This is a genomic window from Pseudomonas sp. PDM21 (assembly GCF_014852505.2).
Taxonomy (GTDB): Bacteria; Pseudomonadota; Gammaproteobacteria; order Pseudomonadales; family Pseudomonadaceae; genus Pseudomonas.
The window spans coordinates 4,434,196-4,455,432 of sequence record NZ_CM181223.1; the positions used below are offsets into that span (position 1 = coordinate 4,434,196).

Annotated in this window: 24 protein-coding genes; 2 read left to right on the forward strand and 22 right to left on the reverse strand. The window is 64.2% G+C overall.

From position 1 onward, the window contains the following. Positions 1–17: 17 nt before the first annotated feature. The 12 genes from IB275_RS20260 to IB275_RS20315 form a co-directional block, all read right to left on the reverse strand. The gene (locus tag IB275_RS20260; RefSeq protein ID WP_009621447.1) at positions 18–374 is read right to left on the reverse strand and encodes a PilZ domain-containing protein; all 357 of its coding nucleotides are present in this window, start codon (positions 372–374) and stop codon (positions 18–20) included. Positions 375–410: 36 nt separating this feature from the next. Next, the gene (locus IB275_RS20265; RefSeq protein ID WP_192290705.1) at positions 411–1,397 is read right to left on the reverse strand and encodes a DNA polymerase III subunit delta'; all 987 of its coding nucleotides are present in this window, start codon (positions 1,395–1,397) and stop codon (positions 411–413) included. Further along, positions 1,390–2,022 carry a dTMP kinase gene (gene tmk, locus IB275_RS20270; protein WP_192290707.1) on the reverse strand — a complete coding sequence of 211 codons (633 nt, stop codon included), beginning with the start codon at positions 2,020–2,022 and terminating at the stop codon, positions 1,390–1,392. The genes IB275_RS20265 and tmk overlap by 8 nt, the downstream gene beginning before the upstream one ends. Positions 2,023–2,047: 25 nt before the next feature. Next, positions 2,048–3,142 (reverse strand): endolytic transglycosylase MltG, encoded by a 1,095-nt coding sequence (gene mltG, locus IB275_RS20275; RefSeq protein ID WP_192292458.1) that lies wholly within the window; start codon positions 3,140–3,142, stop codon positions 2,048–2,050. Between the two features lie 6 nt (positions 3,143–3,148). Then, a complete protein-coding gene (gene pabC, locus IB275_RS20280) occupies positions 3,149–3,964 on the reverse strand; it encodes an aminodeoxychorismate lyase (RefSeq protein WP_192290709.1) in 816 nt (271 codons plus the stop codon). Continuing rightward, positions 3,964–5,208, reverse strand: coding sequence for a beta-ketoacyl-ACP synthase II (fabF, locus tag IB275_RS20285; RefSeq protein WP_192290711.1), 1,245 nt, complete (start codon positions 5,206–5,208; stop codon positions 3,964–3,966). The genes pabC and fabF overlap by 1 nt, the downstream gene beginning before the upstream one ends. A gap of 118 nt (positions 5,209–5,326) precedes the next feature. Next, positions 5,327–5,563, reverse strand: coding sequence for an acyl carrier protein (gene acpP / locus IB275_RS20290; protein WP_015477931.1), 237 nt, complete (start codon positions 5,561–5,563; stop codon positions 5,327–5,329). 192 nt (positions 5,564–5,755) lie between these two features. Further along, positions 5,756–6,499: a 3-oxoacyl-ACP reductase FabG gene (gene fabG / locus IB275_RS20295; protein ID WP_037014455.1), complete on the reverse strand. Its 744-nt coding sequence runs from the start codon at positions 6,497–6,499 to the stop codon at positions 5,756–5,758. Positions 6,500–6,513: 14 nt separating this feature from the next. Further along, positions 6,514–7,452, reverse strand: a complete 939-nt coding sequence (gene fabD / locus IB275_RS20300; protein WP_192290713.1) for an ACP S-malonyltransferase — start codon at positions 7,450–7,452, stop codon at positions 6,514–6,516. 104 nt (positions 7,453–7,556) lie between these two features. Further along, complete coding sequence (gene plsX, locus IB275_RS20305) at positions 7,557–8,564, reverse strand: phosphate acyltransferase PlsX (RefSeq protein ID WP_192290715.1); 1,008 nt, start codon at positions 8,562–8,564, stop codon at positions 7,557–7,559. 3 nt (positions 8,565–8,567) lie between these two features. Next, entirely contained in the window at positions 8,568–8,750 is a 183-nt protein-coding gene (gene rpmF, locus IB275_RS20310; RefSeq protein WP_009621425.1) for a 50S ribosomal protein L32, read from the reverse strand. 13 nt (positions 8,751–8,763) lie between these two features. Then, positions 8,764–9,294 (reverse strand): YceD family protein, encoded by a 531-nt coding sequence (locus tag IB275_RS20315; protein ID WP_192290717.1) that lies wholly within the window; start codon positions 9,292–9,294, stop codon positions 8,764–8,766. 112 nt (positions 9,295–9,406) lie between these two features. Here IB275_RS20315 and IB275_RS20320 point away from each other — a divergent pair, with 112 nt between their 5' ends. Next, positions 9,407–9,985, forward strand: a complete 579-nt coding sequence (locus tag IB275_RS20320; protein WP_192290719.1) for a Maf family protein — start codon at positions 9,407–9,409, stop codon at positions 9,983–9,985. Between the two features lie 72 nt (positions 9,986–10,057). Here IB275_RS20320 and sppA read toward each other — a convergent pair whose 3' ends face one another. Genes sppA through rluC form a run of 3 tightly spaced genes read right to left on the reverse strand, consistent with a single transcriptional unit; the run spans position 10,058 to position 12,688 of the window. Further along, entirely contained in the window at positions 10,058–11,053 is a 996-nt protein-coding gene (gene sppA, locus IB275_RS20325; protein ID WP_192290721.1) for a signal peptide peptidase SppA, read from the reverse strand. Next, the gene (locus IB275_RS20330; RefSeq protein ID WP_192290723.1) at positions 11,053–11,739 is read right to left on the reverse strand and encodes an HAD-IIIA family hydrolase; all 687 of its coding nucleotides are present in this window, start codon (positions 11,737–11,739) and stop codon (positions 11,053–11,055) included. The genes sppA and IB275_RS20330 overlap by 1 nt, the downstream gene beginning before the upstream one ends. Beyond that, a complete protein-coding gene (rluC, locus tag IB275_RS20335) occupies positions 11,732–12,688 on the reverse strand; it encodes a 23S rRNA pseudouridine(955/2504/2580) synthase RluC (RefSeq protein WP_081519470.1) in 957 nt (318 codons plus the stop codon). Before rluC ends, IB275_RS20330 begins: the two co-directional genes overlap by 8 nt. 590 nt (positions 12,689–13,278) lie before the next feature. Between rluC and rne the strand changes: the two genes are divergently transcribed. Next, complete coding sequence (gene rne, locus IB275_RS20340; RefSeq protein WP_192290725.1) at positions 13,279–16,467, forward strand: ribonuclease E; 3,189 nt, start codon at positions 13,279–13,281, stop codon at positions 16,465–16,467. 146 nt (positions 16,468–16,613) lie between these two features. Here rne and murB read toward each other — a convergent pair whose 3' ends face one another. From murB to pocA, 7 genes are all read right to left on the reverse strand, one after another. Then, positions 16,614–17,633 (reverse strand): UDP-N-acetylmuramate dehydrogenase, encoded by a 1,020-nt coding sequence (murB, locus tag IB275_RS20345; RefSeq protein WP_192290727.1) that lies wholly within the window; start codon positions 17,631–17,633, stop codon positions 16,614–16,616. Further along, entirely contained in the window at positions 17,630–18,094 is a 465-nt protein-coding gene (locus tag IB275_RS20350) for a low molecular weight protein-tyrosine-phosphatase (protein WP_192290729.1), read from the reverse strand. Before IB275_RS20350 ends, murB begins: the two co-directional genes overlap by 4 nt. Further along, positions 18,094–18,858, reverse strand: coding sequence for a 3-deoxy-manno-octulosonate cytidylyltransferase (gene kdsB / locus IB275_RS20355; RefSeq protein ID WP_138214925.1), 765 nt, complete (start codon positions 18,856–18,858; stop codon positions 18,094–18,096). Before kdsB ends, IB275_RS20350 begins: the two co-directional genes overlap by 1 nt. A gap of 4 nt (positions 18,859–18,862) precedes the next feature. Further along, entirely contained in the window at positions 18,863–19,048 is a 186-nt protein-coding gene (locus IB275_RS20360; RefSeq protein WP_081519465.1) for a Trm112 family protein, read from the reverse strand. Positions 19,049–19,114: 66 nt separating this feature from the next. Next, positions 19,115–20,113: a tetraacyldisaccharide 4'-kinase gene (gene lpxK, locus IB275_RS20365; RefSeq protein WP_192290731.1), complete on the reverse strand. Its 999-nt coding sequence runs from the start codon at positions 20,111–20,113 to the stop codon at positions 19,115–19,117. Then, positions 20,113–20,562, reverse strand: coding sequence for a flagellar polar localization protein PocB (pocB, locus tag IB275_RS20370; protein ID WP_045211644.1), 450 nt, complete (start codon positions 20,560–20,562; stop codon positions 20,113–20,115). Before pocB ends, lpxK begins: the two co-directional genes overlap by 1 nt. Beyond that, on the reverse strand, positions 20,559–21,194 hold the full coding sequence (pocA, locus tag IB275_RS20375) for a flagellar polar localization protein PocA (protein ID WP_017519262.1): 636 nt from the start codon (positions 21,192–21,194) through the stop codon (positions 20,559–20,561). Before pocA ends, pocB begins: the two co-directional genes overlap by 4 nt. Positions 21,195–21,237: the final 43 nt, after the last annotated feature.

Below are 21,237 nucleotides of genomic sequence, written 5' to 3' on the forward strand. Positions count from 1 at the left end.
TGTAAAGCTTGCAAATTCTACATGGTATGGGTCGGGCGGTCCGACTTCAACGCACCGGCGAGGTAGGTCTCGATCTTGTTGCGCGCAGTATTGTCGCCATCGTTGAACTGCACGCCAATACCGGCGGCGCGGTTACCCTGGGCGCCCTTCGGAGTGATCCAGACCACCTTGCCGGCGACCGGGATCTTCTCCGGCTCATCCATCAGGTTGAGCAGCATGAAGACCTCATCACCCAGCTTGTAGGTCTTGTTGGTCGGAATGAACAGCCCGCCATTGCGGATGAACGGCATGTAGGCGGCATACAGCACGGATTTGTCCTTGATGGTCAGGGACAGGATTCCGTTACGCGGACCCAGATTTGGTGGCAAGCTCATTCAGCTGTCCTGGCAGATTTTTCCGATGGCCGGATTCTAGCCCGGCCCGGGCAGACTTGCCCACTGTACGAGCAAGGCTTCGAGAAGCAAGGCACGGTTGAGGTTGGCTTTGTTGAGGACTTTCTGCCGTTGCAACAGCAGCCAGTCCTGCATCGCCAGCACCTTGGGCTGCGTCGATTTCTCGGCGAGATACTGCACGACCTTGCGCATGTCCGCGAGCCCGAGGCCCTCTTCGTCGCGGGCCAGCTGGTAGCGCAGCATCAAAAGCGCCCAGTCGCAGAACCAGTCGAACAGCAGCGGCAAGGGTACGCCATTCAGGCTTTCCGCCAGCTGACTTGGGGCAACCTGCTGCTTGAGCAGCTTCTTCACGCCCTCCACCACCTGAGCGCGCTGCTCGCGCACCCCCTGGCCCTGCAGGCGCTGAGCAGTCAGCGGCGAGCCACCGGCCAGCACCAGCAGCTCGTCCAGCGCCTCCGGCGACTCATCCGGCAGCGCACTGGCCAGCCAGGCACGAGCCTGCGCGGCCGTCGGCTGCGGGCAGGCCTGCTGCACGCAGCGGCTCTTGATGGTCGGCAGCAGACGGCTGGGCTGGTGGCTGATCAGCAGCAGCACGGTATTGCCCGAGGGCTCTTCCAGACTCTTGAGCAGCGCGTTGGCGGCGTTGAGGTTCATCGCCTCGGCCGGCTCCAGCAGTACCACCTTGCGACCGCCGAGCTGCGCGGTCTGCACCACGAAGTTCACCAGTTCGCGGACCTGATCGACGCGAATCGGCTTCTCCGCCTCTTCCGGCTCCAGCAGGAAATAATCCGGATGGGTGCCGGCCGCCAGCAACTGGCAGGCCTTGCAGTGACCACAGGCCTTGCCGCCTTCAGGGCGCTGGCAGAGCAGGAAATGCACGAAGTTTTCCGCCAGCACACGCTTGCCGATGCCGGCCGGGCCATGCAGCAGATAGGCATGGGCATGTTGCGGGCGACTGCTGAGCTGCTGCCAGAGGCCCTGCTGCCAGGGGTAGATGTCAGCCATTGAGGCGCTCCAGCAAGGCCGGCAGCAGCTTGTCCAGGTCGCGCTGAACCTCGGCCAGCGACTGTGCGGCATCGAGGACGTGATAGCGCCCCGGTTCGGCGTGGGCGCGCCCCAGGTAGGTGTTGCGCACCGCCTCGAAGAAGGCGCGGTCTTCCTGCTCGAAGCGATCCAGGCGCCCCCGGGCGGCGGCGCGGGACAGGCCGATTTCCACCGGCAGGTCGAAGACCAGGGTCAGGTCCGGGCGCAGGCTGCCCTGGACGAAGCTTTCAAGTTGCGCGATGCGCTCTACCGGCAGACCACGACCGCCGCCCTGGTAGGCATAGGTGGCGTCGGTGAAGCGATCGCAGAGCACTACGGCGCCGCGCTCGAGTGCCGGACGGATCACCTGGGCTATGTGCTGCGCACGGGCAGCGAAGACCAGCAGCAGCTCGGTATCCACCGCCATCCGTTCATCGCTGGGATCCAGCAGCAGCTCGCGGATGCGCTCGGCCAGCGGCGTGCCGCCGGGCTCGCGGGTCAGCTGGACCTCGATGCCGCGCTCGCGCAGGCGCTCGGCCAGGTACTCGCGGTTGGTGCTCTTGCCCGCGCCTTCGGGGCCTTCCAGGGTGATGAACAGGCCGGTCACTCGGCTCACTCCTTGTGTTATCGGGCTACTGCGCTGCAGGAGAATCTGCAGCGGGAGCGTCTGCATCCGGCGTCTGCGCCGGCAGCGGGACGGGCGCCGGACTGGAACGGTAGTCGGCGCGGCGCTTGATCTGGAACTCCTGGACGGCCTTGTTGTGGTCGTCCAGGTTGTCGGAGAAGGTATGGCTGCCGTCGCCGCGGGCGACGAAGTACAGGCTCTGCCCCGCCACCGGGTTGAGCGCAGCATGGATGGCTTCGCGGCCGGGCAGCGCGATGGGCGTCGGCGGCAGGCCGGCGACCACGTAGGTGTTGTAGGGCGTCGGCGTGCGCAGGTCGGTGCGGGTGATCCTGCCAGCGTAGCGCTCACCCATGCCGTAGATCACGGTCGGGTCGGTCTGCAGCAGCATGTTCTTCTGCAGGCGCCGCACGAAGACGCCGGCGATCTGGCCGCGCTCCTGGGGCACGCCGGTTTCCTTCTCCACCAGCGAAGCCATGATCAGCGCCTGGTAGGAATCCTTGTAGGGCAGTTCCTGCGCGCGCTTGTCCCACTCCTCGGCCAGGATACTGTCCATGCGCTGGTAGGCGTGCTTGAGGATGTCGACGTCCTTGGTACCGCGGACGAAGCGGTAGGTATCGGGGAAGAAGCGGCCTTCCGGGAAGACACCGGGCTTGCCCAGCTTCGCCATGACCTCGGCATCACTGAGGCCATTCAGGGTCTGCTCCAGCTTGGGCTGACGGGCGAGTAGCTCGCGCACCTGGCGGAAGTTCCAGCCCTCGACCAGAGTCAGGCCGTACTGCACCACATCGCCTTCGCGCCATAGATCGAGCAGTTGGGCGGCGGTCATGCCGGGCGTCAGGCGGTATTCGCCACTGTGCAGCGCCTCACCGGCCAGGTTGAAGCGCCAGTACAGACGCAGCCAGAAGCCGCCGTGCAGGACGTCTTCGTCCTCCAGGCGGGTCAGCAGGCGGCCAGGGGTGGCGCCGCTGGGAGCATCAAGCAGACGCTCTTCGGTGAGCTGGAGCGGCTGCTGCAGCGCACGGTGCTGCTCCCAGGCCGCCAGGCCCAGCACGAGCCCGGCCAGCAGCAGGCCGCCTTCCAGCAGCACCAGCAATTTGCGCATCACGTATCAGGAATCCAGAAGTTCGCGGAGTTGGCCCTGCAGTTTACGGGTCAGCGGCCCGACCGGCCAAGCGTGCTCGGCGATGCCGCGCACCGGCCAGATACCGTAGAGACTGTTGCAGAGAAAGACCTCATCGGCTTGCGCCAGTTCGCCGTGCTCTACGTCACGGACGATGACCGGCAACCCCAGATCGCTGGCGCGCTCGATGATTTCGGCACGCATCACACCAGCGACGCCGCAACGGCTGAGCTCGGCGGTGATCAGTGCGCCCTGCTTCACCAGGAACAGGTTGCTGAACACGCCCTCGACGATCCGCCCGGAAACATCGCGCATCAATCCTTCGGCGAAGGCCGGGTCGCTCCACTCGGCGCGAGCCAGGACCTGCTCCAGGCGATTGAGGTGCTTGAGGCCGGCGAGCAGTGGTTGCTCAGCCAGTCGAGTGGCGCAGGGGAAGAGCGTGACGCCCTCCTCACGGTTCTTCGCCGGGTAGGTCGGCGCGGGCGAGGCCAGCAGCAAACGGCGCACCTGGGCATCGGCCTGCGGCGCATAGCCGCGCGCGCCTTCGCCACGGGTCAGCATCAGTTTGGCAACGCCATCACCGAGCAAGGCGGAAAAACGCAGGAGTTCGTCTTCGACGAGATCGAGAGAGACTGGAAGGGACAGGCGTCGAACGCCTTCCTCCAGCCTCGCCCGATGGCGTACCAGCAGGCGCGGACGGCCTGCGGACACGCGAATCGTCTCGAACAGCCCATCACCGTAGGCCAGCCCGCGATCACGCGCGGACAGGGCCTCGGCGCTCTGGCCGTCGATCCAGCTCTGCATCAGCCGTGGAACCGGCGGAATACCAGGGAGCCGTTGGTGCCACCGAAGCCGAAGGAGTTGGACAGGGCGACGTCGATCGGACGCTCCTTGGCCTGATGGGCGACCAGGTCGAGGTCGCAGCCTTCGCTGGGGTTGTCCAGGTTGATAGTTGGCGGAGCCACCTGATCACGCAGCGCGAGCACGCAGAAGATCGCCTCGACCGCGCCGGCAGCACCCAGCAGGTGGCCGGTCATGGACTTGGTGGAGCTCATCGACAACTGATAGGCGTGGTCGCCGAAGATCGACTTCACCGCGGCGACTTCCGCGATGTCGCCGGCCGGCGTCGAGGTGCCATGGGCGTTGATGTAGTCGACCTGCTCGGGGTTCAGCCCGGCATCACGCAGCGCGGCTTTCATGCAACGGGCAGCGCCGGCGCCGTCTTCCGGCGGAGCGGTCATGTGGAAGGCGTCGCCGCTCATGCCGAAGCCAACGACTTCAGCGTAAATGCGCGCACCACGAGCCTTGGCGTGCTCCAGCTCTTCCAGCACCAGCGCACCGGCGCCGTCGGAGAGCACGAAGCCGTCACGGTCCTGGTCCCACGGACGACTGGCCCTGGTCGGCTCGTCGTTGCGAGTGGACAGCGCGCGAGCGGCGCCGAAGCCGCCCAGGCCAAGACCGCAGGCCGCCATCTCGGACCCGCCGGCCACCATCACGTCAGCGTCGCCGTAGGCGATGTTGCGCGCGGCCATGCCGATATTGTGGGTGCCGGTGGTGCAGGCGGTAGTGATGGCGTAGTTGGGGCCCTGCAGACCGAGGTTGATCGACAGGAACCCGGAAACCATGTTGATGACCGAGCCAGGCACGAAGAACGGCGAGATGCGCCGAGGGCCCTGCTCGAACAGCGAACGACAGGTGTTTTCGATGTTGGTCAGACCGCCGATGCCCGAACCGATGGCAACGCCGATGCGCTCCCGGTTGGCGTCGGTGACTTCCAGGCCGGAATCACGCACCGCCTGATAGCTGGCGGCGAGGCCGTACTGGATGAACAGGTCGAGTTTGCGAGCTTCCTTGGCGGACATGTATTGCTCGACGTCGAACCCTTTCACCGAGCCGCCGAAACGGGTGGCAAAGGCGGACAGATCCATGTGTTCGATCGGGGCGATACCGCTGCGCCCGGCGAGAATGCCTTCCCAACTGCTCGGCACATCCACACCCAGGGGCGACAACATACCCATGCCAGTGATGACTACGCGTCTACGCGACACTGTGACTTCCTCTCATGTGTTTCACGGCAATAACGCCGGCAGATGCCGGCGTTAAAGAAAAGCCGCACGCCTTTGCAGGCCGTGCGGCTTCTTTCGTCGGGGAACCGACGACTACGTCTTATGCCTGGTGGGCAACGATGTAGTCGATGGCTTCCTGAACGGTGGTGATCTTTTCGGCTTGCTCGTCGGGGATTTCGGTCTCGAATTCCTCTTCCAGAGCCATCACCAGCTCAACGGTGTCAAGGGAGTCGGCGCCCAGGTCTTCGACGAAGGAAGCGCTGTTGGTGACTTCTTCTTCCTTAACGCCGAGTTGCTCAGCAACGATCTTCTTGACGCGTTCTTCGATGGTGCTCATACCTTGTTTTCACTCCTATGGACAATCCGTACAGCTGGGCTGCGGGTAAGTGTATAGAAAGGGTTTTCTGCATTTCAAGCTGAACGCTGACGCCCCTTCGCGGCAACCCAGATGCTCTGTCTATTCCAGCGTTACGACGCTTGGATGATTTTAGACAGCGCATATGACATCGCCACGAAGGAACTCGTCACATCAGCTCATGTACATTCCGCCATTCACCGGTACCGTGGCACCCGTAACATAAGCTGCGCCCTCGGAAGCGAGGAATGCTACCACTTTGGCGATCTCTTCGGCTTGTCCCAGTCGGCCCAGTGGAATCTGGCCGAGCAGCGCTTCACGCTGCGCCTCGGGCAACTCGCGAGTCATGTCGGTGTCGATGAAGCCCGGAGCAACCGCGTTGACAGTGATAGCACGGGAACCGACTTCGCGCGCCAGGGCACGGGTGAAGCCTTCCAGGCCGGCCTTGGCAGCGGCGTAGTTGGTCTGCCCTGCGTTGCCCATGGCACCGACGACGGAGCCGATATTGATGATGCGACCCCAGCGAGCCTTGGTCATGCCGCGCAGGACGGCTTTCGACAGACGGTAGAGGCTGTTGAGGTTGGTGTTGACCACATCGAACCACTCGTCGTCTTTCATGCGCATCAGCAGGTTATCGCGGGTGATGCCTGCGTTATTGACGACGATGGCCGGCGCGCCGGACTCTTTCTGGATGGCTTCGACAACGGCGGTCACGGACTCGTCGTTGGAGACGTCCAGGACCATGCCCGAACCCTGGATGCCGTTTTCCTTGAGGTACTCGGAAATTTTCTGCGCGCCGGACTCGCTGGTGGCGGTGCCCACCACGGTAGCGCCCATACGACCCAGCTCCAGTGCGATGGCCTGGCCAATACCACGGCTCGCGCCAGTAACCAGGGCAACCTTACCTTGCAGACTCATGCCTTATCTCCTGTTCAAGCCAGAGCCGCGCGGGCTGCGCCAAAGGCGTCCGCGGAATCCAGGTTGTGGGTGGTCACGCCCTTGGCGCAACGCTTGTTCAAACCAGCCAGCACCTTGCCCGGACCACACTCGACCAGGTCGGTGACGCCTTTTTCGGCCAGCAGCTGCACGCTCTCCACCCAGCGGACCGGGCTGTACAACTGCGCCAGCAGATCACGCTTGAGCGCGGCCAGATCGGCCGGAACCTGGGCGGTAACGTTCTGCACCAGGGCGATCTGCGGCATCTGCCACTGAACGGCCTCGACAGCCTCTGCAAAACGCTCGGCAGCCGGGCGCATCAGTTCGCAGTGCGACGGCACGCTCACCGGCAGCGCGACAGCACGCTTGGCGCCACGAGCCTTGCACGCCTCGATGGCACGCTCGACGGCCTTGGCCGCGCCAGCGATCACCACCTGGCCGGGTGCGTTGAAATTCACAGCACTGACCACTTCGCCCTGGGCCGCTTCGGCGCAGGCAGCGAGCACATCAGCGTCTTCGAGACCGAGAATGGCAGCCATGCCGCCAGTGCCGGCAGGGACAGCTTCCTGCATCAGTTGGCCACGGAGCTCGACCAGCTTCACCGCATCAGCGAAAGCCAGGCTGCCAGCGGCGACCAGGGCGGAGTACTCACCCAGGCTGTGGCCGGCGACGTAAGCCGGCTGCACGCCACCTTCGGACTGCCACAGGCGCCACAGGGCGATGGAGACAGTGAGGATCGCAGGCTGGGTCTTGTCGGTCTGGTTCAGGCGCTCTTCCGGGCCGTCCTGCACGAGAGCCCAGAGGTCATAACCCAGCGCGGAGGAGGCTTCGGCGAAGGTATCGCGCACGATGGCGTGTTGAGCGCCCAGTTCGGCGAGCATGCCAAGCGACTGCGAACCTTGGCCGGGGAATACGAAGGCGAGGGATGCGGACATTGCAACAGGTCCCTTTTGTCTGTGTCGTCAAATGGATAGCGCCGGCGAGAGCTTGGCGCATTGAACTGACAGTTGGATGACGGTCTGACGACCGCGGTCACACATTAGAGCAGATGTTCCAGACGGCCATGCAGCCGCTGGGGCAGATTCTCGCGAACTTCCAGCAGCGCGCGCCGCAATGCGCTCTGGATGCCCTCCTCCTTCGCACTGCCGTGACTCTTCACCACGATGCCCTGCAAACCGAGGAAACTCGCACCATTGTGCTGTGACGGCGTGAGGTCGCCACGCAGCCTGCGCAGAAAAGGCATCGCCATCAGGCCGACCGCCTTGGCCGGCAGGCTCGAGTTGAACAATTCTTCCAGGCGCGCCGCGACCATAGCCGCCAGGCCCTCGCTGGACTTGAGCAGGATATTGCCGACGAAACCGTCGCACACCACCACATCGGCCAGCCCGCGATACAGGCCGTCGCCCTCGATATAGCCGATGTAGTTCAAACCCTGTGCCTGCTGCAGCAGACTGGCCGCCAGCTTCACCTGCTGATTGCCCTTGATGTCTTCGGTGCCGACATTCAACAACGCTACACGCGGATTACTCTTGCCCAGCGCTTCCGCAGCAACAGCACCCATGACGGCGAACTGATAAAGGTGCTCGGCACTGCAATCGACGTTGGCGCCCAGGTCGAGCAGATGGCAGTGGCCGCCCTGCGTAGGCACGGCAGTCACCATCGCCGGGCGGTCGATGCCGGGCAACGTCTTGAGCAGGTAACGAGATAGCGCCATCAACGCACCGGTATTACCGGCACTGACGCAGGCATGGGCCTTGCCATCACGAACCAGTTCGAGGGCAACACGCATGGAGGAATCGGGCTTGCCACGCAACGCCTGGGACGGACGCTCGTCCATCGTGACGATTTCGCTGGCGTGGTGAACATGAAGACGCTGACGCTCGACCGGGGAAAGGCCGCGCAGGTGTTCTTCTATCAGAGGCGCTTGGCCGACGAGGACCAGCTGGAGGGAAGCATATTCGGCCAGAAAGGAAATGCAGGCCGGGACAATGCAGTGGGGACCGTAGTCCCCACCCATTGCATCAATCGCGATGATTGGTGCGGACAAAGATTACTCGTCAGAGCCTTTGTCTACGACCTTACGGCCGCGATAGAAACCGTCCGGGGAGACGTGGTGGCGCAGGTGAACTTCACCGGTGCTCTTTTCCACGGACAGAGCGTTCGCGTCCAGGGCATCGTGCGAACGACGCATGTCACGAGCGGAACGGGATTTTTTGTTCTGCTGAACAGCCATGATTGATTAACTCCTAAACGTTTGGGTCACGCTTCAACTGCGCCAGTACGCTGAACGGATTGGGCCGCTCTTCGACGTTCTCGCTCGGTTCGGGCGCTGTAGCGTATCCCACCGGCTGCTGGCAATCCTCAGGGTCATGGACCGGCACGATGGGCAAGGCGAGCAACAACTCGTCCTCAGCCAGCGAGGTCAGGTCGATGGGGTCATCCCCCACTTCCAACGCATCGTAGCCACTGGGCAGATCATCGATCGACTTGCCTTCCGGGATGATGACGTAATCGTACGCACCACCCACATGGAATTTGGCCGGTTCGAGACAGCGCTGGCATACCATGCTCACCTCGCCATTGAGCTCGACGTGCATGACCGCCAGCTTCTGCTGATCACGGAAGAAGGAAAACTTCGCGTGAACATCGCCTTCACTGCTGGTCAGTTGCTCGCTGAGACGTGCCATCTTGGCGATCGGCAGCACACCCTCGAGGGTGGCGGCGCGCTCAACCAATTTGCGCGGATCAACGTGAGGTGGTATCGGTCCATTCAACATAAGCGCGCCATTATAGGGATGCACCCGAAGCTGTCAAAGGAAATTAGCCATAAACCGCTGTATGGACAGCCCTTTTCGCTAGAATCGCAGTGACGCTCCGAAGGAATTCTCCATGTTACCCCTGATCCTTGCTTCCAGCTCGCCCTACCGCCGCGAATTGCTGCAGCGCCTACGCCTGCCGTTCGAATGCGCCAGCCCCGACATCGATGAAACCCCACTGCCCGGCGAGAGCGCCGAACAACTGGTGCGCCGATTGGCGGAATGCAAGGCTCGCGCCCTGACCCAGCGCTACCCCGCCCACCTGATCATCGGCTCGGACCAGGCCGCGGTTAACGGCAACCGGATTCTCGGCAAGCCCCACGACATCGAGCGCGCGACCGAACAACTGAAGGATGCCAGCGGCAAGAGCATCAGCTTCCTCACCGGACTCTGCCTGATCAACAGCCAGAGCGGTGAAGCCCGAATTGACTGTATCCCCTTCACCGTGCACTTCCGCGACCTCGACGAAGCACGCATTCGCCGCTACCTGGAGGCCGAACAACCCTTCGATTGCGCCGGCAGCTTCAAGGCCGAAGGCCTGGGCGTCAGTCTGTTCCGCGCCACCGAAGGCGAAGACGCCACCAGCCTGATCGGCCTGCCGCTTATTCGCCTGGTGGATATGCTGCTTGCCGAGCAGGTACAAATCCCCTGACCTGGAAAGCCTGAAACGAAAAGGCCCGGCAATCGCCGAGCCTTTTTCCTTCCTTAATATAAGGAAGCACACTCAGCGCAGGACCGGCCCCTGCCAGCCCATCCACATCGCCATGCGCTCAGCGACGCTCGCGCCCAACTTCTTGGTGAAGCGGTCGAAGGCGGTTTCCTGGACGGTGTAGTCCACGATCTCCTTCTCCTTGATGATCTCGCGCGCCACATAGCTGGAGCTACCCAGACCATCGATCAAACCAAGCTGCAGCGCCTGCTCGCCGGACCAGATCAGACCGGAGAACAGCTCAGGATGATCCTTGTCCTTCAGGCGATCGCCGCGCCCCTTCTTCACCACATCGATGAACTGCTTGTGAGTGGTATCCAGCACCTGTTGCCAGAAAGCGGTTTCATCCGCCTTCTGCGGCTGGAACGGATCAAGGAAGGCCTTGTGCTCGCCCGAGGTATAGATACGACGATCCACGCCCAGCTTCTCCATGGTGCCGACGAAGCCGAAAGTCGCCGCCGTCACACCGATGGAACCGACCAGACTGGCCTTGTCGGCGTAGATCTCATCGGCCGCGCTGGCGATGTAGTAAGCACCGGAAGCCCCCAGGTCGCTGATGACCGCGTAGACTTTGATATCCGGATGCTCACCGCGCAGGCGCTTGATTTCATCGTAGATATAGCCGGACTGCACCGGACTGCCACCCGGACTATTGATACGCAGGACGATGCCCTTGGTGCCGGCATCCTCGAACGCGGAACGCAGCGCGCCAACGACGTTATCGGCACTGGCCGGCTCATTGTCGGCGATCATGCCCTTCACTTCGATCAGCGCCGTATGGCTGGCGCTGCGCGACGCGGACTTGGACAGACCACTGAAGGGACTGAACAGCGCCAACGCACCGAACAGATAAACGAAAGTCAGCAACTTGAAGAAGATACCCCAACGACGCGACCGGCGCTGCTCCTGGACACCGGCCAGCACGGCCTTCTCCAGCAACTTCCAGCTCTTGTCGTCACCCGCCATGGTTTGCGCAGCCTTGCTCTCGTCCGCCTTCCATTCATCCGACATCAGTTGCCTACCTCGAGCAGCGGTTTGACCGAACGCCCGGCGAGCCAGGCGCGCAATTCATTGAAATGATTCACTTCCAGCGCCGGAGCATACTCCCGAAGGACTTCCAGCGACTGAGCACCGTAGCTCACCGCCACCGAATCCATGCCGGCGCGGCGCGCCATTTCCAGATCGAAGGGCGAATCGCCCACCATCAACGCATCGCGAGCATCGACCCGGCAATGCTCGAGAATTTCGTGCAGCATGCGCGGGTCCGGCTTGCTCGCCGACTCATCGGCGGCACGGGTGATATCGAAGAAGTCAGTCCAGCCCTGCCCCGCCAGCACGCGATCCAGCCCACGGCGATTTTTCCCGGTAGCGACCGCCAACTGATAACCGGCGCTGCGAAATTCCGCCATCGCCTCGGCCACGCCCGGGAACAACGGCGAAGGCTGCACCTCCAGGCTCAGGTAGTGGTTACCGTAATCGAGCCGGAAGCGATCCAGCGGCTCGCCATCCTCCACCTCCGGGTACAGCGTCTGGATAGCTTCCGGCAGACCCAGGCCGATGATGCCCTTGATAGCCTCATCGCTGCGTTCCGGAAGGCCGGAACCAACTGCAGCCACCCGCATCGCCTCGACGATACGACCGATGGAATCCACCAGCGTGCCATCCCAATCGAAGATCAGCAGGGAATACTCACGCATCCAGGCGCTCCACGGTGCGCAGCCAGACTTCGTCCACCGGCGCTTCCAGTTCCAGCACACCACCATCAGGCAACGGCACACGCAGGTAGGCCGAGTGCAAGAACAGACGCTTGCCGCCCAGCTCGCGGATTTCACGGGAGAAATCTTCGTCGCCGTACTTGGGGTCGCCGGCAATGGAGTGGCCGGCGTGCTTGGCATGCACACGAATCTGGTGGGTACGACCGGTGATCGGACGCGCCTCGACCAGAGTGGCGAAGTCACCGAAGCGGCGCAGCACCTTGAACTCGGTCAGCGCTTCCTTGCCTTCGGGGTTCACCTCGACCACGCGCTCACCGGAGCGCAGGTTGTTCTTCAGCAGCGGCACGGCAATCTGTTTCTTCGCCGCCGGCCAGTTGCCGCGCACCAGGGCATGGTAGCGCTTGTCCACGATGCGCTCGCCACGCAAGGCGTCGTGCAGATGGCGCAGCATGCTGCGCTTCTTGGCGATCATCAGCAGACCGGAAGTGTCGCGATCCAGGCGGTGCACCAGCTCCAGGTCCTTGCACTCCGGACGCAGCTGGCGGAACGCCTCGATGACCCCGTAGTTCAGGCCGCTGCCGCCATGCACGGCGATACCGGTGGGCTTGTTCACCACGATCAGCGCCTTGTCTTCGTAGACGATGGCGGCTTCCAGGCGCTCGAGCAGACCCTGAGCCAGCGGCACCGGCTCGTCGCGCTCGGCCAGACGCAGCGGCGGCACGCGTATTACGTCGCCGGCCTGCAGCTTGTACTCGGGCTTGATGCGGCCTTTGTTGACCCGCACCTCACCCTTGCGAAGGATGCGGTAGATCAGGGTCTTGGGCACGCCCTTGAGCTGGGTGCGGAGGAAATTGTCGATTCGTTGGCCGGCATACTCCGGCGCGACTTCAAGCAGCTGAACGCCGGAAGTCGGAGGGGCGGGATTCGTCATCCGGATATAATAACAATTTTTCATTCAATTGAAGCACTTAATCATTGCTGCTATATTCGGGAGGCCGCCAAAAGTGGCCAGGCCTGCGGATGATCGCGTAATCGCCATCCCCAACCGCCTGCAAACACATTGAACGGACACGAGGCAGTCCCCGGAAGCGTTGCAACGGCCCGAGCGATTCTCGCGCCGACAGCGCCTCGAAACCCAGGCCTTGAGACATGACCACGGCCACCAAGGTAGCCGTGATAAAAGCCAACCCCGCTCCCGGATTCAGCGAGTGGCACCCGGCTCTTAGGGAAATGTGCAGGGCGGAGATGCACAACTGTCGGATTGCGTTGCGTTCATGCCTTGAACGCATGCCTTGAACGTAGACGCACTTATCGTCCGCATCTGACAGCCAATTCCTCCTCCTGATGAGTGCTTGTTCTTACTCGACAAGCAGGAAACGTAGTCGCGGCACAGCAGATTTATCCTGCTGCCGCTGGACACTGGAATGGTCCGCCGTTCCTGAGTACGTGCCTTAGCACCGACCGTGAGAGTCGTGTGTGCCGATCGCCGTTTCCGGTGGCCCCGGAAACCATTGGTACTACATGAAAAGAATGCTGATCAACGCAACTCAACCCGAAGAGTTGCGTGTAGCGCTGGTAGACGGCCAACGCCTGTTCGACCTGGACATCGAGTCCGGCGCGCGCGAACAGAAGAAGGCCAACATCTACAAAGGCCGTATCACCCGCATCGAGCCGAGCCTCGAGGCCGCATTCGTCGACTTCGGCGCCGAACGCCACGGCTTCCTCCCCCTCAAGGAAATCTCCCGCGAGTACTTCAAGAAGAATCCTGAAGGCCGCATCAACATCAAGGACGTCCTGAGCGAAGGCCAGGAAGTCATCGTCCAGGTCGAGAAAGAAGAACGTGGCAACAAGGGCGCCGCCCTGACCACCTTCATCAGCCTCGCCGGCCGTTACCTGGTGCTCATGCCCAACAACCCGCGCGCCGGTGGCATCTCCCGCCGCATCGAGGGTGAAGAGCGCAACGAACTGCGTGAAGCCCTGAACGGCCTGACCGTTCCAGGCGACATGGGCCTGATCGTCCGCACCGCGGGCCTGGGCCGCAGCTCCGAAGAGCTGCAATGGGACCTGGACTACCTGCTGCAGCTGTGGGGCGCCATCAAGGAAGCCTCCGGCGAGCGCAGCGGTCCGTTCCTGATCTACCAGGAAAGCAACGTCATCATCCGCGCCATCCGCGACTACCTGCGCCAGGACATCGGCGAAGTGCTGATCGACAGCATCGACGCCCAGGAAGAAGCCCTGAACTTCATCCAGCAGGTCATGCCGCAGTACGCGAGCAAGGTGAAGCTGTACCAGGACAGCGTTCCGCTGTTCAACCGCTTCCAGATCGAGAGCCAGATCGAAACCGCCTTCCAGCGCGAAGTGAAGCTGCCGTCGGGCGGCTCCATCGTCATCGATCCGACCGAAGCCCTGGTGTCCATCGACATCAACTCGGCGCGCGCCACCAAGGGCGGCGACATCGAGGAAACCGCCCTGCAGACCAACCTGGAAGCGGCCGAGGAAATCGCCCGCCAACTGCGTCTGCGTGATATCGGCGGCCTGATCGTCATCGACTTCATCGACATGACCCCGGCGAAGAACCAGCGCGCCGTTGAAGAACGCGTCCGCGAAGCCCTGGAAGCCGACCGCGCCCGCGTACAGGTTGGCCGCATCTCGCGCTTCGGCCTGCTGGAAATGTCCCGTCAGCGCCTGCGTCCGTCCCTGGGCGAGACCAGCGGCATCGTCTGCCCGCGCTGCAACGGCCAAGGCATCATCCGTGACGTCGAATCCCTGTCGCTGGCCATCCTGCGCCTGATCGAGGAAGAAGCCCTGAAGGACCGCACCGCCGAAGTTCGTGCGCGCGTGCCGTTCCAGGTTGCCGCCTTCCTGCTCAACGAGAAGCGCAACGCCATCACCAAGATCGAACTGCGCACCCGCGCGCGCATCTTCATCCTGCCGGACGACCACCTGGAAACTCCGCACTTCGAAGTTCAGCGCCTGCGTGATGACAACCCCGAACTCCTGTCCGGCCACGCCAGCTACGAGATGGCCCCGGAAGAGCACGAGGAAGTCCAGCCGGTCAGCGCCACCCGCACCCTGGTTCGCCAGGAAGCCGCGGTGAAGACCGTATCCCCGCAGAGCCCTGCCCCGCAGCAGGCTGCCGCCGAAGCACCGGTCGCTGTCGAAGCCACCAAGCCCATGCCTGAGCCGAGCCTGTTCCAGGGCCTGGTGAAGTCGCTGGTAGGCCTGTTCGCCGGCAGCAAGCCGGAGCCGACCCCGGTTGCCGCCGAGAAGCCCGCCACCGAGCGCAGCGAAGGTCAGGGCGAGCGTCGCAATGGCCGTCAGCAGAACCGTCGCCGCGACGGTCGCGATGGCGGTCGTCGCGATGACGAGCGTAAAGAGCGTGGTCGCCGCGACGAGCGCGGTGAGCGCACTGAGCGCCCGGCCCGCGAAGAGCGTCAGCCGCGTGAAGAGCGTGCCGAGCGTCAGCCCCGCGAGGAGCGCCAGCCGCGCGAAGAGCGTGCCGAGCGTCAACCGCGCGAGGAACGCCAGCCGCGTGAAGAGCGTGCCGAACGTCAACCGCGCGAAGAGCGCCAGCCGCGTGAGGAACGCGCCGAGCGCCAGCCGCGCGAGGAGCGTCAGCACCGCGAAGAGCGTGGTGAGCGCGCCGAGCGTCAACCGCGTGAAGAACGCCAGCCGCGCGAAGAGCGCCAGCCTCGCGGTGAGCGCGCCGAGCGTCAGCCCCGTGAAGAGCGCCAGCCGCGCGAAGACCGTCCGGCTCGCGATGCCGCCGCCCTGGAAGCCGAAGAGCTGCCGAACGAGGAGCTGCTGGATCAACAGGACGACGAAGGTTCGGACGACGAGCGTCCGCGTCGCCGCTCCCGTGGCCAGCGTCGCCGCAGCAACCGCCGTGAGCGCCAGCGTGAAGCCGGTGTGGATGGCGCTGAAGGCGCCGAAGGCGAGGTAAATGCCGAAGGCACTGCTGAACAGGCTGCCTCGGACACCCCGTCGCCTGCCGCCATGGTGGCTGCCGCCGCTACCGCTGTAGCCGTTGCTGAAGCCGCCGCCGAGCAGGAGCAGCCCACTGCCCAGGCTCAGGCCGAGGCCCAGCCGCTGGAGTCCGGCGTGGTTGAAGCCGTGCGCACCGAAAGCGCCCTGGAACAAACCATCGAGTTCCTGGCCAAGCCCGCCGAACAGGCTGTCGAGCCGGTAGAAGCTGCCAGCGAGACCGTTGAAGTGGCTGCCGCCGAGCCAGTGGTTGCGGAAGAAGCGTCGGCTCCGGCTGCTGAAACCGTGATCGAAGCCGTCGCCCAGCTGGTCGAAGAGCCTCAGGTGGAAGCTCCGGCGACTGCCGAGGAAGCTCCGGCTGCCGCTGCAACTGCTGCCGAAGAAGCTCCAGCCGTTCCGGCCAACGCCACCGGCCGCGCCTCCAACGACCCGCGTGAGCGTCGTCGCCAGGAGCGCGCTGCCCGCGAAGCCGCTGCTGCCGCAGCCGCCGCTCCGCAGGTAGAGCAGGCTCCGGTCGTCGAAGCCGTGGTTGAAGAAGCCGTTGCCGTGGAAGCCGAAGTCGTGGTCGAGCCCGCTGCTGAAGTCACTGTCGAGGCCGTCGAAGCCGAAGTCGTGAACGAAGCCGCTGAAGCCACCGAGCAACCGGCTGCCGAACAGGCTGAAGACGACAAAGCCGAAAAGACCGAGGAAGAAGAAGGCTCCGTGGTGGAAAAACACCACAGCTGATAGCTTCCTGATCTGAAAAAGGGGATGCATCTGCATCCCCTTTTTTATTGTCTTCGCCTTGCGGAGTGCGCATTAGATCCAGCCCGAGGAAGCGGGCACAAAAAAGGGGATGCCAACGGCATCCCCTTCTTCGTTTCCGAAGCACCTCAGTAGAGATTCGGCTCCATCTCCAACTCCACACCGAAGCGCTGGCGGATATCGTCGCGGATGCGCTCAGCCAGTGCATGCAGCTGCGCTCCTGTGGCACCGCCGTAGTTCACCAGCACCAACGCCTGCTGGGCATGTACACCCACCGCACCGTCGCGGAAGCCTTTCCAGCCTGCCTTGTCGATCAGCCAGCCAGCGGCCAGCTTCATCTGGTCATCGCCCTGCGGATAGGCCACCAAGTCACTGTAGCGCTGGCGCAGCACGTCGGTCTGGCCCACCGAAACCACCGGGTTCTTGAAGAAACTACCGGCATTGCCCAGCACCGCCGGGTCCGGAAGCTTCTCGCGGCGGATTGCGCAGATCACTCGCGAGACGTCGGCCGGCGTCGGCGCAGTCACGCCCTCCTCCGCCAGACGCTGGCGCACTGGACCGTAGTCCAGATGCAGTTTCGCGACGCGGCTCAGGGCGAAGCGCACCCGCAGGATCAGCCAACGGCCCGGCTCACGCTTGAAGCGACTTTCGCGGTAGGCAAAGGCGCAGTCCTCGAGGCAGAACTCGCGCAACTCGCCGCTCTCACGGTCCAGCGCGGTCAGGCCGGCGAACACGTCCTTGATTTCGACCCCATACGCGCCGATGTTCTGCATCGGTGCCGCGCCGACAGTGCCGGGAATCAGGCTGAGGTTTTCCAGTCCGCCGAAGCCCTGCGCAAGGGTCCAGCGCACGACGTCATTCCATACCTCGCCAGCTTCCGCCTCGACTACCACGCGCTCGCCGTCGTCGTTGACGACACGCACACCACGGGAAGCCATGCGCAGCACCAGCGCTTCGACGTCACGGGTCAGCAACAGGTTGCTGCCGCCACCGATCACCATCAGCGGCAGGCTCTTTGCGGCGGCGGCGGCGATACCGGCGCGCACCTCGGCATCGTCATGGGCCTGGGCGAACCAGCGCGCCGCGACTTCGACACCGAAGGTGTTATAGGGCTTGAGGGAAATGCGTTCTTGCAGTTGCAGCGTCACAGGCGCCCCTTCACTTCCGTCAGCAGGCCATCGCAGGCCCTTTCCACCAGATCCAGCACGCGCTCGAAACCGTCTTCGCCGCCGTAATACGGATCGGGGACTTCGTCGATTTCCAGCGCGTAGCGACGCAGGAATAGGTCCAGTTCCGCCTTGCCGCTGCTGCCCCGAAGATGCTTGAGGTCGCGCAAGTTGGCGTTGTCCATCGCCAGGACCAGGTCATAGCGGGAGAAGTCAGTGACGTTGACCTGTCGCGCCCGCAGACCCGACAGGTCATAGCCACGGCGCAGCGCAGCGGCGCGGGTACGCGCATCCGGCGCCTTGCCGACGTGCCAATCACCGGTGCCAGCCGAATCGATCTCGATGCGATCCTCGAGGCCTGCTCCGCGGACCTTCTGGCGGAACACGCCTTCGGCGGTCGGCGAGCGGCAGATGTTGCCCAGGCAGACGAACAGGACCTTCATCAGGCCCCCAGGATGCGCCGGACGCGCTCCAGGTCTTCCGGGGTATCGACGCCGGCCTGCGGCGCCTCCAGGGCGTCAGCCACGTGGATACGCACGCCATGCCAGAGCGCGCGCAGCTGCTCCAGGCACTCGGTATCTTCCAGCCAGCACGGGCCCCAGGCCACGAAGTCGCGCAGGAAGCGCGCGCGGTAGGCGTAGATGCCGATGTGGCGGCGGTACGGCACGTTGGCCGGCAGGCTTTCGCGGTCCACCGCGAAGGCGTCGCGCGCCCAGGGCAGCGTGGCGCGGCTGAAGGTCAGGGCCAGGCCGTTCTTGTCGCTGACCACCTTGACGATGTTCGGATTGAACAGCGCGGCCGGGTCATGGATTTCTTCGCACAGGGTGGCAATGCCCGCTTCCGGGTGCGCCGCGAGGTTGGCGGCCACCTGGTCGATGATCGACGGCGGCACCAGAGGCTCGTCGCCCTGCACGTTGACCACGATGGCGTCGTCGGCCAGGCCCAGCGCGTCGGCGACTTCCGCCAGGCGGTCGGTGCCGGAGTTGTGGTCGGCACGGGTCAGCACCACTTGGGCACCGAAGCCCTGGCAGGCGTCGAAGATACGTTGATCGTCGGTGGCGACCACCACCTGGGTGGCCGAGCTCTTGCCGGCCTGCGCCCAGACGTGCTGGATCATCGGCTTGCCGGCGATGTCCTGCAGCGGTTTGCCGGGCAGGCGGGTGGAGGCGAAGCGGGCGGGAATGACGACGGTATAGGCCTGGGTCATGGCGTTACTTGTCCAGACGCTCGTCGACGTTCAGGGTGCGCGCCTCGCCTTCGAGCATCACCGGGATGCCGTCGCGCACCGGGTAGGCCAGGCCGTCGGTCTTGCAGATCAGCTCGGACTTGTCGTCGGTGAGCTTGAGCGGGCCCTTGCACAGCGGACAGGCGAGGATATCGAGGAGTTTCGGGTCCATGGTGCGTTCCTTGAGCTTGAACAGCGAACAATTTGAATGCGGGCGACGCCGGATTGCGACGGCGGATCAGCGGGCGAGCAGGCGCTCGAGCTGAACGTCGAACCAGGCGGCGAAGGCCGGAGACGGCTGCGCTTCGACGGCGAGGTACCACCAGTCGGGCGCGGCGAAGGACCGGCATTTCACCGCGTCCTTCTCGGTCATGACCAGCGGCAGTTCCGGCGTGAAGCGCAGCTGCTCGGCGGTATAGGCCGCATGGTCGGGGAAGGGATGCGGAATCGGCCGCCAGTTTAGCGCCTCGAGCGTTGCGAAGAAACGCTGCGGGTTGCCGATTCCGGCCAGTGCATGCAGCGATTGACCGGCGGGGAAATGCTCGACGCCCCGCCGCTCACCGCTGGCCAGGTTGACCAGGGCAGAAGGTCGCAGGACGAAGGAGAAGGCGCCGGGCGGGTCGGACGGCGAGCCGTTGTGCAGCACGGCGTCGACTTCGGCCAGTCGCTCGGCGGGTTCGCGCAGCGGGCCGGCGGGCAGGCAGCGGCCGTTGCCCAGGCCACGGGCGGCATCGATCAGCACCAGCTCCAGGTCACGGGCCAGGCGATAGTGCTGCAGGCCGTCGTCACAGAGGATCAGGTCCAGCGGCTCTTCGGCCAGCAACGCGCGCACGGCACTGGAGCGGTCCGGATCGATCATCAGCGGCACGCCGCTGCGGCGCACGATCAGCAGCGGCTCGTCGCCCGCCTGGGCCGCCGACTGCTCGGCGCGCACGCGCCAGGGCGTCCGTGGCGGCTTGGCGCCATAGCCACGGCTGACCACGCCAACCTTCAGCCCACGGGCACGGCAGTGTTCGATCAGCCAGAGGATCATCGGTGTCTTGCCGGTGCCGCCCACCGTGATGTTGCCGACCACGATGATCGGTACGGGAGCGCGGTAGGCCGGCCTGGCGCCGGAGAGGAAGTCCTGCCGGCGGCCCTGGGCGACGCGCCGGTAGAGCAGTTCGAGCGGCTTGAGCAGGGCAAGGGCCGGGTGGCCCTTGTACCAGGCGTCGAGCAGGCGGTCGGTGAACGCCATCAGGGGGTCTTCTTGTCCGCCCGGGACTCGATGGTGGTGATGCGAAGGTGGGTGAAACCCAGCTTGCCGGCGGCATCCATCGCGGTGACCACGGACTGGTAGTCCACCTTGCCGTCGGCGGTAATCACCACCGGCAGGCTGTTGTCGCCGGCGGATTCACGCTGCATGGCGTTCATCAGGTTTTCCAGGTCATCGCGCGCCAGACTCTGGCCGTTCAGCGCGTAGTGACCTTCGAGGCTGATGGAGATTTCCAGCTGCTTGATCTCGGTGGCTTCGGGCGGCGTGCCGCTGACCGCCTCGGGCAGCTCGACCTTGAGCTGCGACGGCTTGGTGAACGAGGTGGCGACCACGAAGAACAGCAGCAGCACGAAGATCACGTCGATCAGCGACGCCAGGTTGATGAAGACGTCCTCGCGGGCCGCTCCGCCCGCTCTGCGGCGGAATTTCACGCTTTGCCTTCCTCGACGAAGTCGACTTCGCGATCGCCCTGGGTCACTTCCACCAGCTTGATGGCTTCCTGCTCCATGGCGATGACCAGTTCATCGACGCGGCGCAACAGGTAACGATGGAAGAACACTGCCGGGATCGCCACGATCAGGCCGGCCGCGGTGGTGATCAGGGCCTTGGAGATACCGCCAGCGAGCATCGGCGCGTTGGCCATGCCGTCGCCCATGAAGGCGCTGAAGATCTGGATCATGCCGAACACGGTACCCAGCAGGCCGAGCAGCGGCGCCATGGCGGCGATGGTGCCCAGGGCGTTGAGGTAGCGCTCCAGCTCGTGGATGACGCGGGACGCGGCCTCCTCGATGCACTCCTTCATGATCTCGCGACCGTGCTTGGAGTTGGCCAGGCCAGCCGCGAGGATTTCACCCAGCGGGGAAGACGCGCGCAGGTCCTTCAGGGCCTGGCTGTTCATCTTCTTGTCCTTGATCTGCTTCCACACCTGGCCGAGCAGCTGCGGCGGGGCCACACGGCTCAAGCGCAGGGTCCAGAGACGTTCGGCGACGATCGCCATGGCAGCGACGGAGCTCAGCAAGATCGGCAGCATCATCCAGCCGCCAGCTTTGACCAGTTCCCACACAGTGGTGAATCCCCTGAAAAAAAGTGGCGCCACTCTAGCACAG

What these genes read in the sequence shown, in the direction of transcription:
- IB275_RS20260 (WP_009621447.1), bottom strand. Translation starts at nt 374, where the DNA reads ATGAGCTTGCCACCAAATCTGGGTCCGCGTAACGGAATCCTGTCCCTG.
- IB275_RS20265 (WP_192290705.1), bottom strand. Translation starts at nt 1,397, where the DNA reads ATGGCTGACATCTACCCCTGGCAGCAGGGCCTCTGGCAGCAGCTCAGC.
- mltG (WP_192292458.1), bottom strand. Translation starts at nt 3,142, where the DNA reads ATGCGCAAATTGCTGGTGCTGCTGGAAGGCGGCCTGCTGCTGGCCGGG.
- pabC (WP_192290709.1), bottom strand. Translation starts at nt 3,964, where the DNA reads ATGCAGAGCTGGATCGACGGCCAGAGCGCCGAGGCCCTGTCCGCGCGT.
- acpP (WP_015477931.1), bottom strand. Translation starts at nt 5,563, where the DNA reads ATGAGCACCATCGAAGAACGCGTCAAGAAGATCGTTGCTGAGCAACTC.
- fabG (WP_037014455.1), bottom strand. Translation starts at nt 6,499, where the DNA reads ATGAGTCTGCAAGGTAAGGTTGCCCTGGTTACTGGCGCGAGCCGTGGT.
- fabD (WP_192290713.1), bottom strand. Translation starts at nt 7,452, where the DNA reads ATGTCCGCATCCCTCGCCTTCGTATTCCCCGGCCAAGGTTCGCAGTCG.
- rpmF (WP_009621425.1), bottom strand. Translation starts at nt 8,750, where the DNA reads ATGGCTGTTCAGCAGAACAAAAAATCCCGTTCCGCTCGTGACATGCGT.
- IB275_RS20315 (WP_192290717.1), bottom strand. Translation starts at nt 9,294, where the DNA reads ATGTTGAATGGACCGATACCACCTCACGTTGATCCGCGCAAATTGGTT.
- IB275_RS20320 (WP_192290719.1), top strand. Translation starts at nt 9,407, where the DNA reads ATGTTACCCCTGATCCTTGCTTCCAGCTCGCCCTACCGCCGCGAATTG.
- sppA (WP_192290721.1), bottom strand. Translation starts at nt 11,053, where the DNA reads ATGTCGGATGAATGGAAGGCGGACGAGAGCAAGGCTGCGCAAACCATG.
- IB275_RS20330 (WP_192290723.1), bottom strand. Translation starts at nt 11,739, where the DNA reads ATGCGTGAGTATTCCCTGCTGATCTTCGATTGGGATGGCACGCTGGTG.
- rluC (WP_081519470.1), bottom strand. Translation starts at nt 12,688, where the DNA reads ATGACGAATCCCGCCCCTCCGACTTCCGGCGTTCAGCTGCTTGAAGTC.
- rne (WP_192290725.1), top strand. Translation starts at nt 13,279, where the DNA reads ATGAAAAGAATGCTGATCAACGCAACTCAACCCGAAGAGTTGCGTGTA.
- IB275_RS20350 (WP_192290729.1), bottom strand. Translation starts at nt 18,094, where the DNA reads ATGAAGGTCCTGTTCGTCTGCCTGGGCAACATCTGCCGCTCGCCGACC.
- kdsB (WP_138214925.1), bottom strand. Translation starts at nt 18,858, where the DNA reads ATGACCCAGGCCTATACCGTCGTCATTCCCGCCCGCTTCGCCTCCACC.
- IB275_RS20360 (WP_081519465.1), bottom strand. Translation starts at nt 19,048, where the DNA reads ATGGACCCGAAACTCCTCGATATCCTCGCCTGTCCGCTGTGCAAGGGC.
- lpxK (WP_192290731.1), bottom strand. Translation starts at nt 20,113, where the DNA reads ATGGCGTTCACCGACCGCCTGCTCGACGCCTGGTACAAGGGCCACCCG.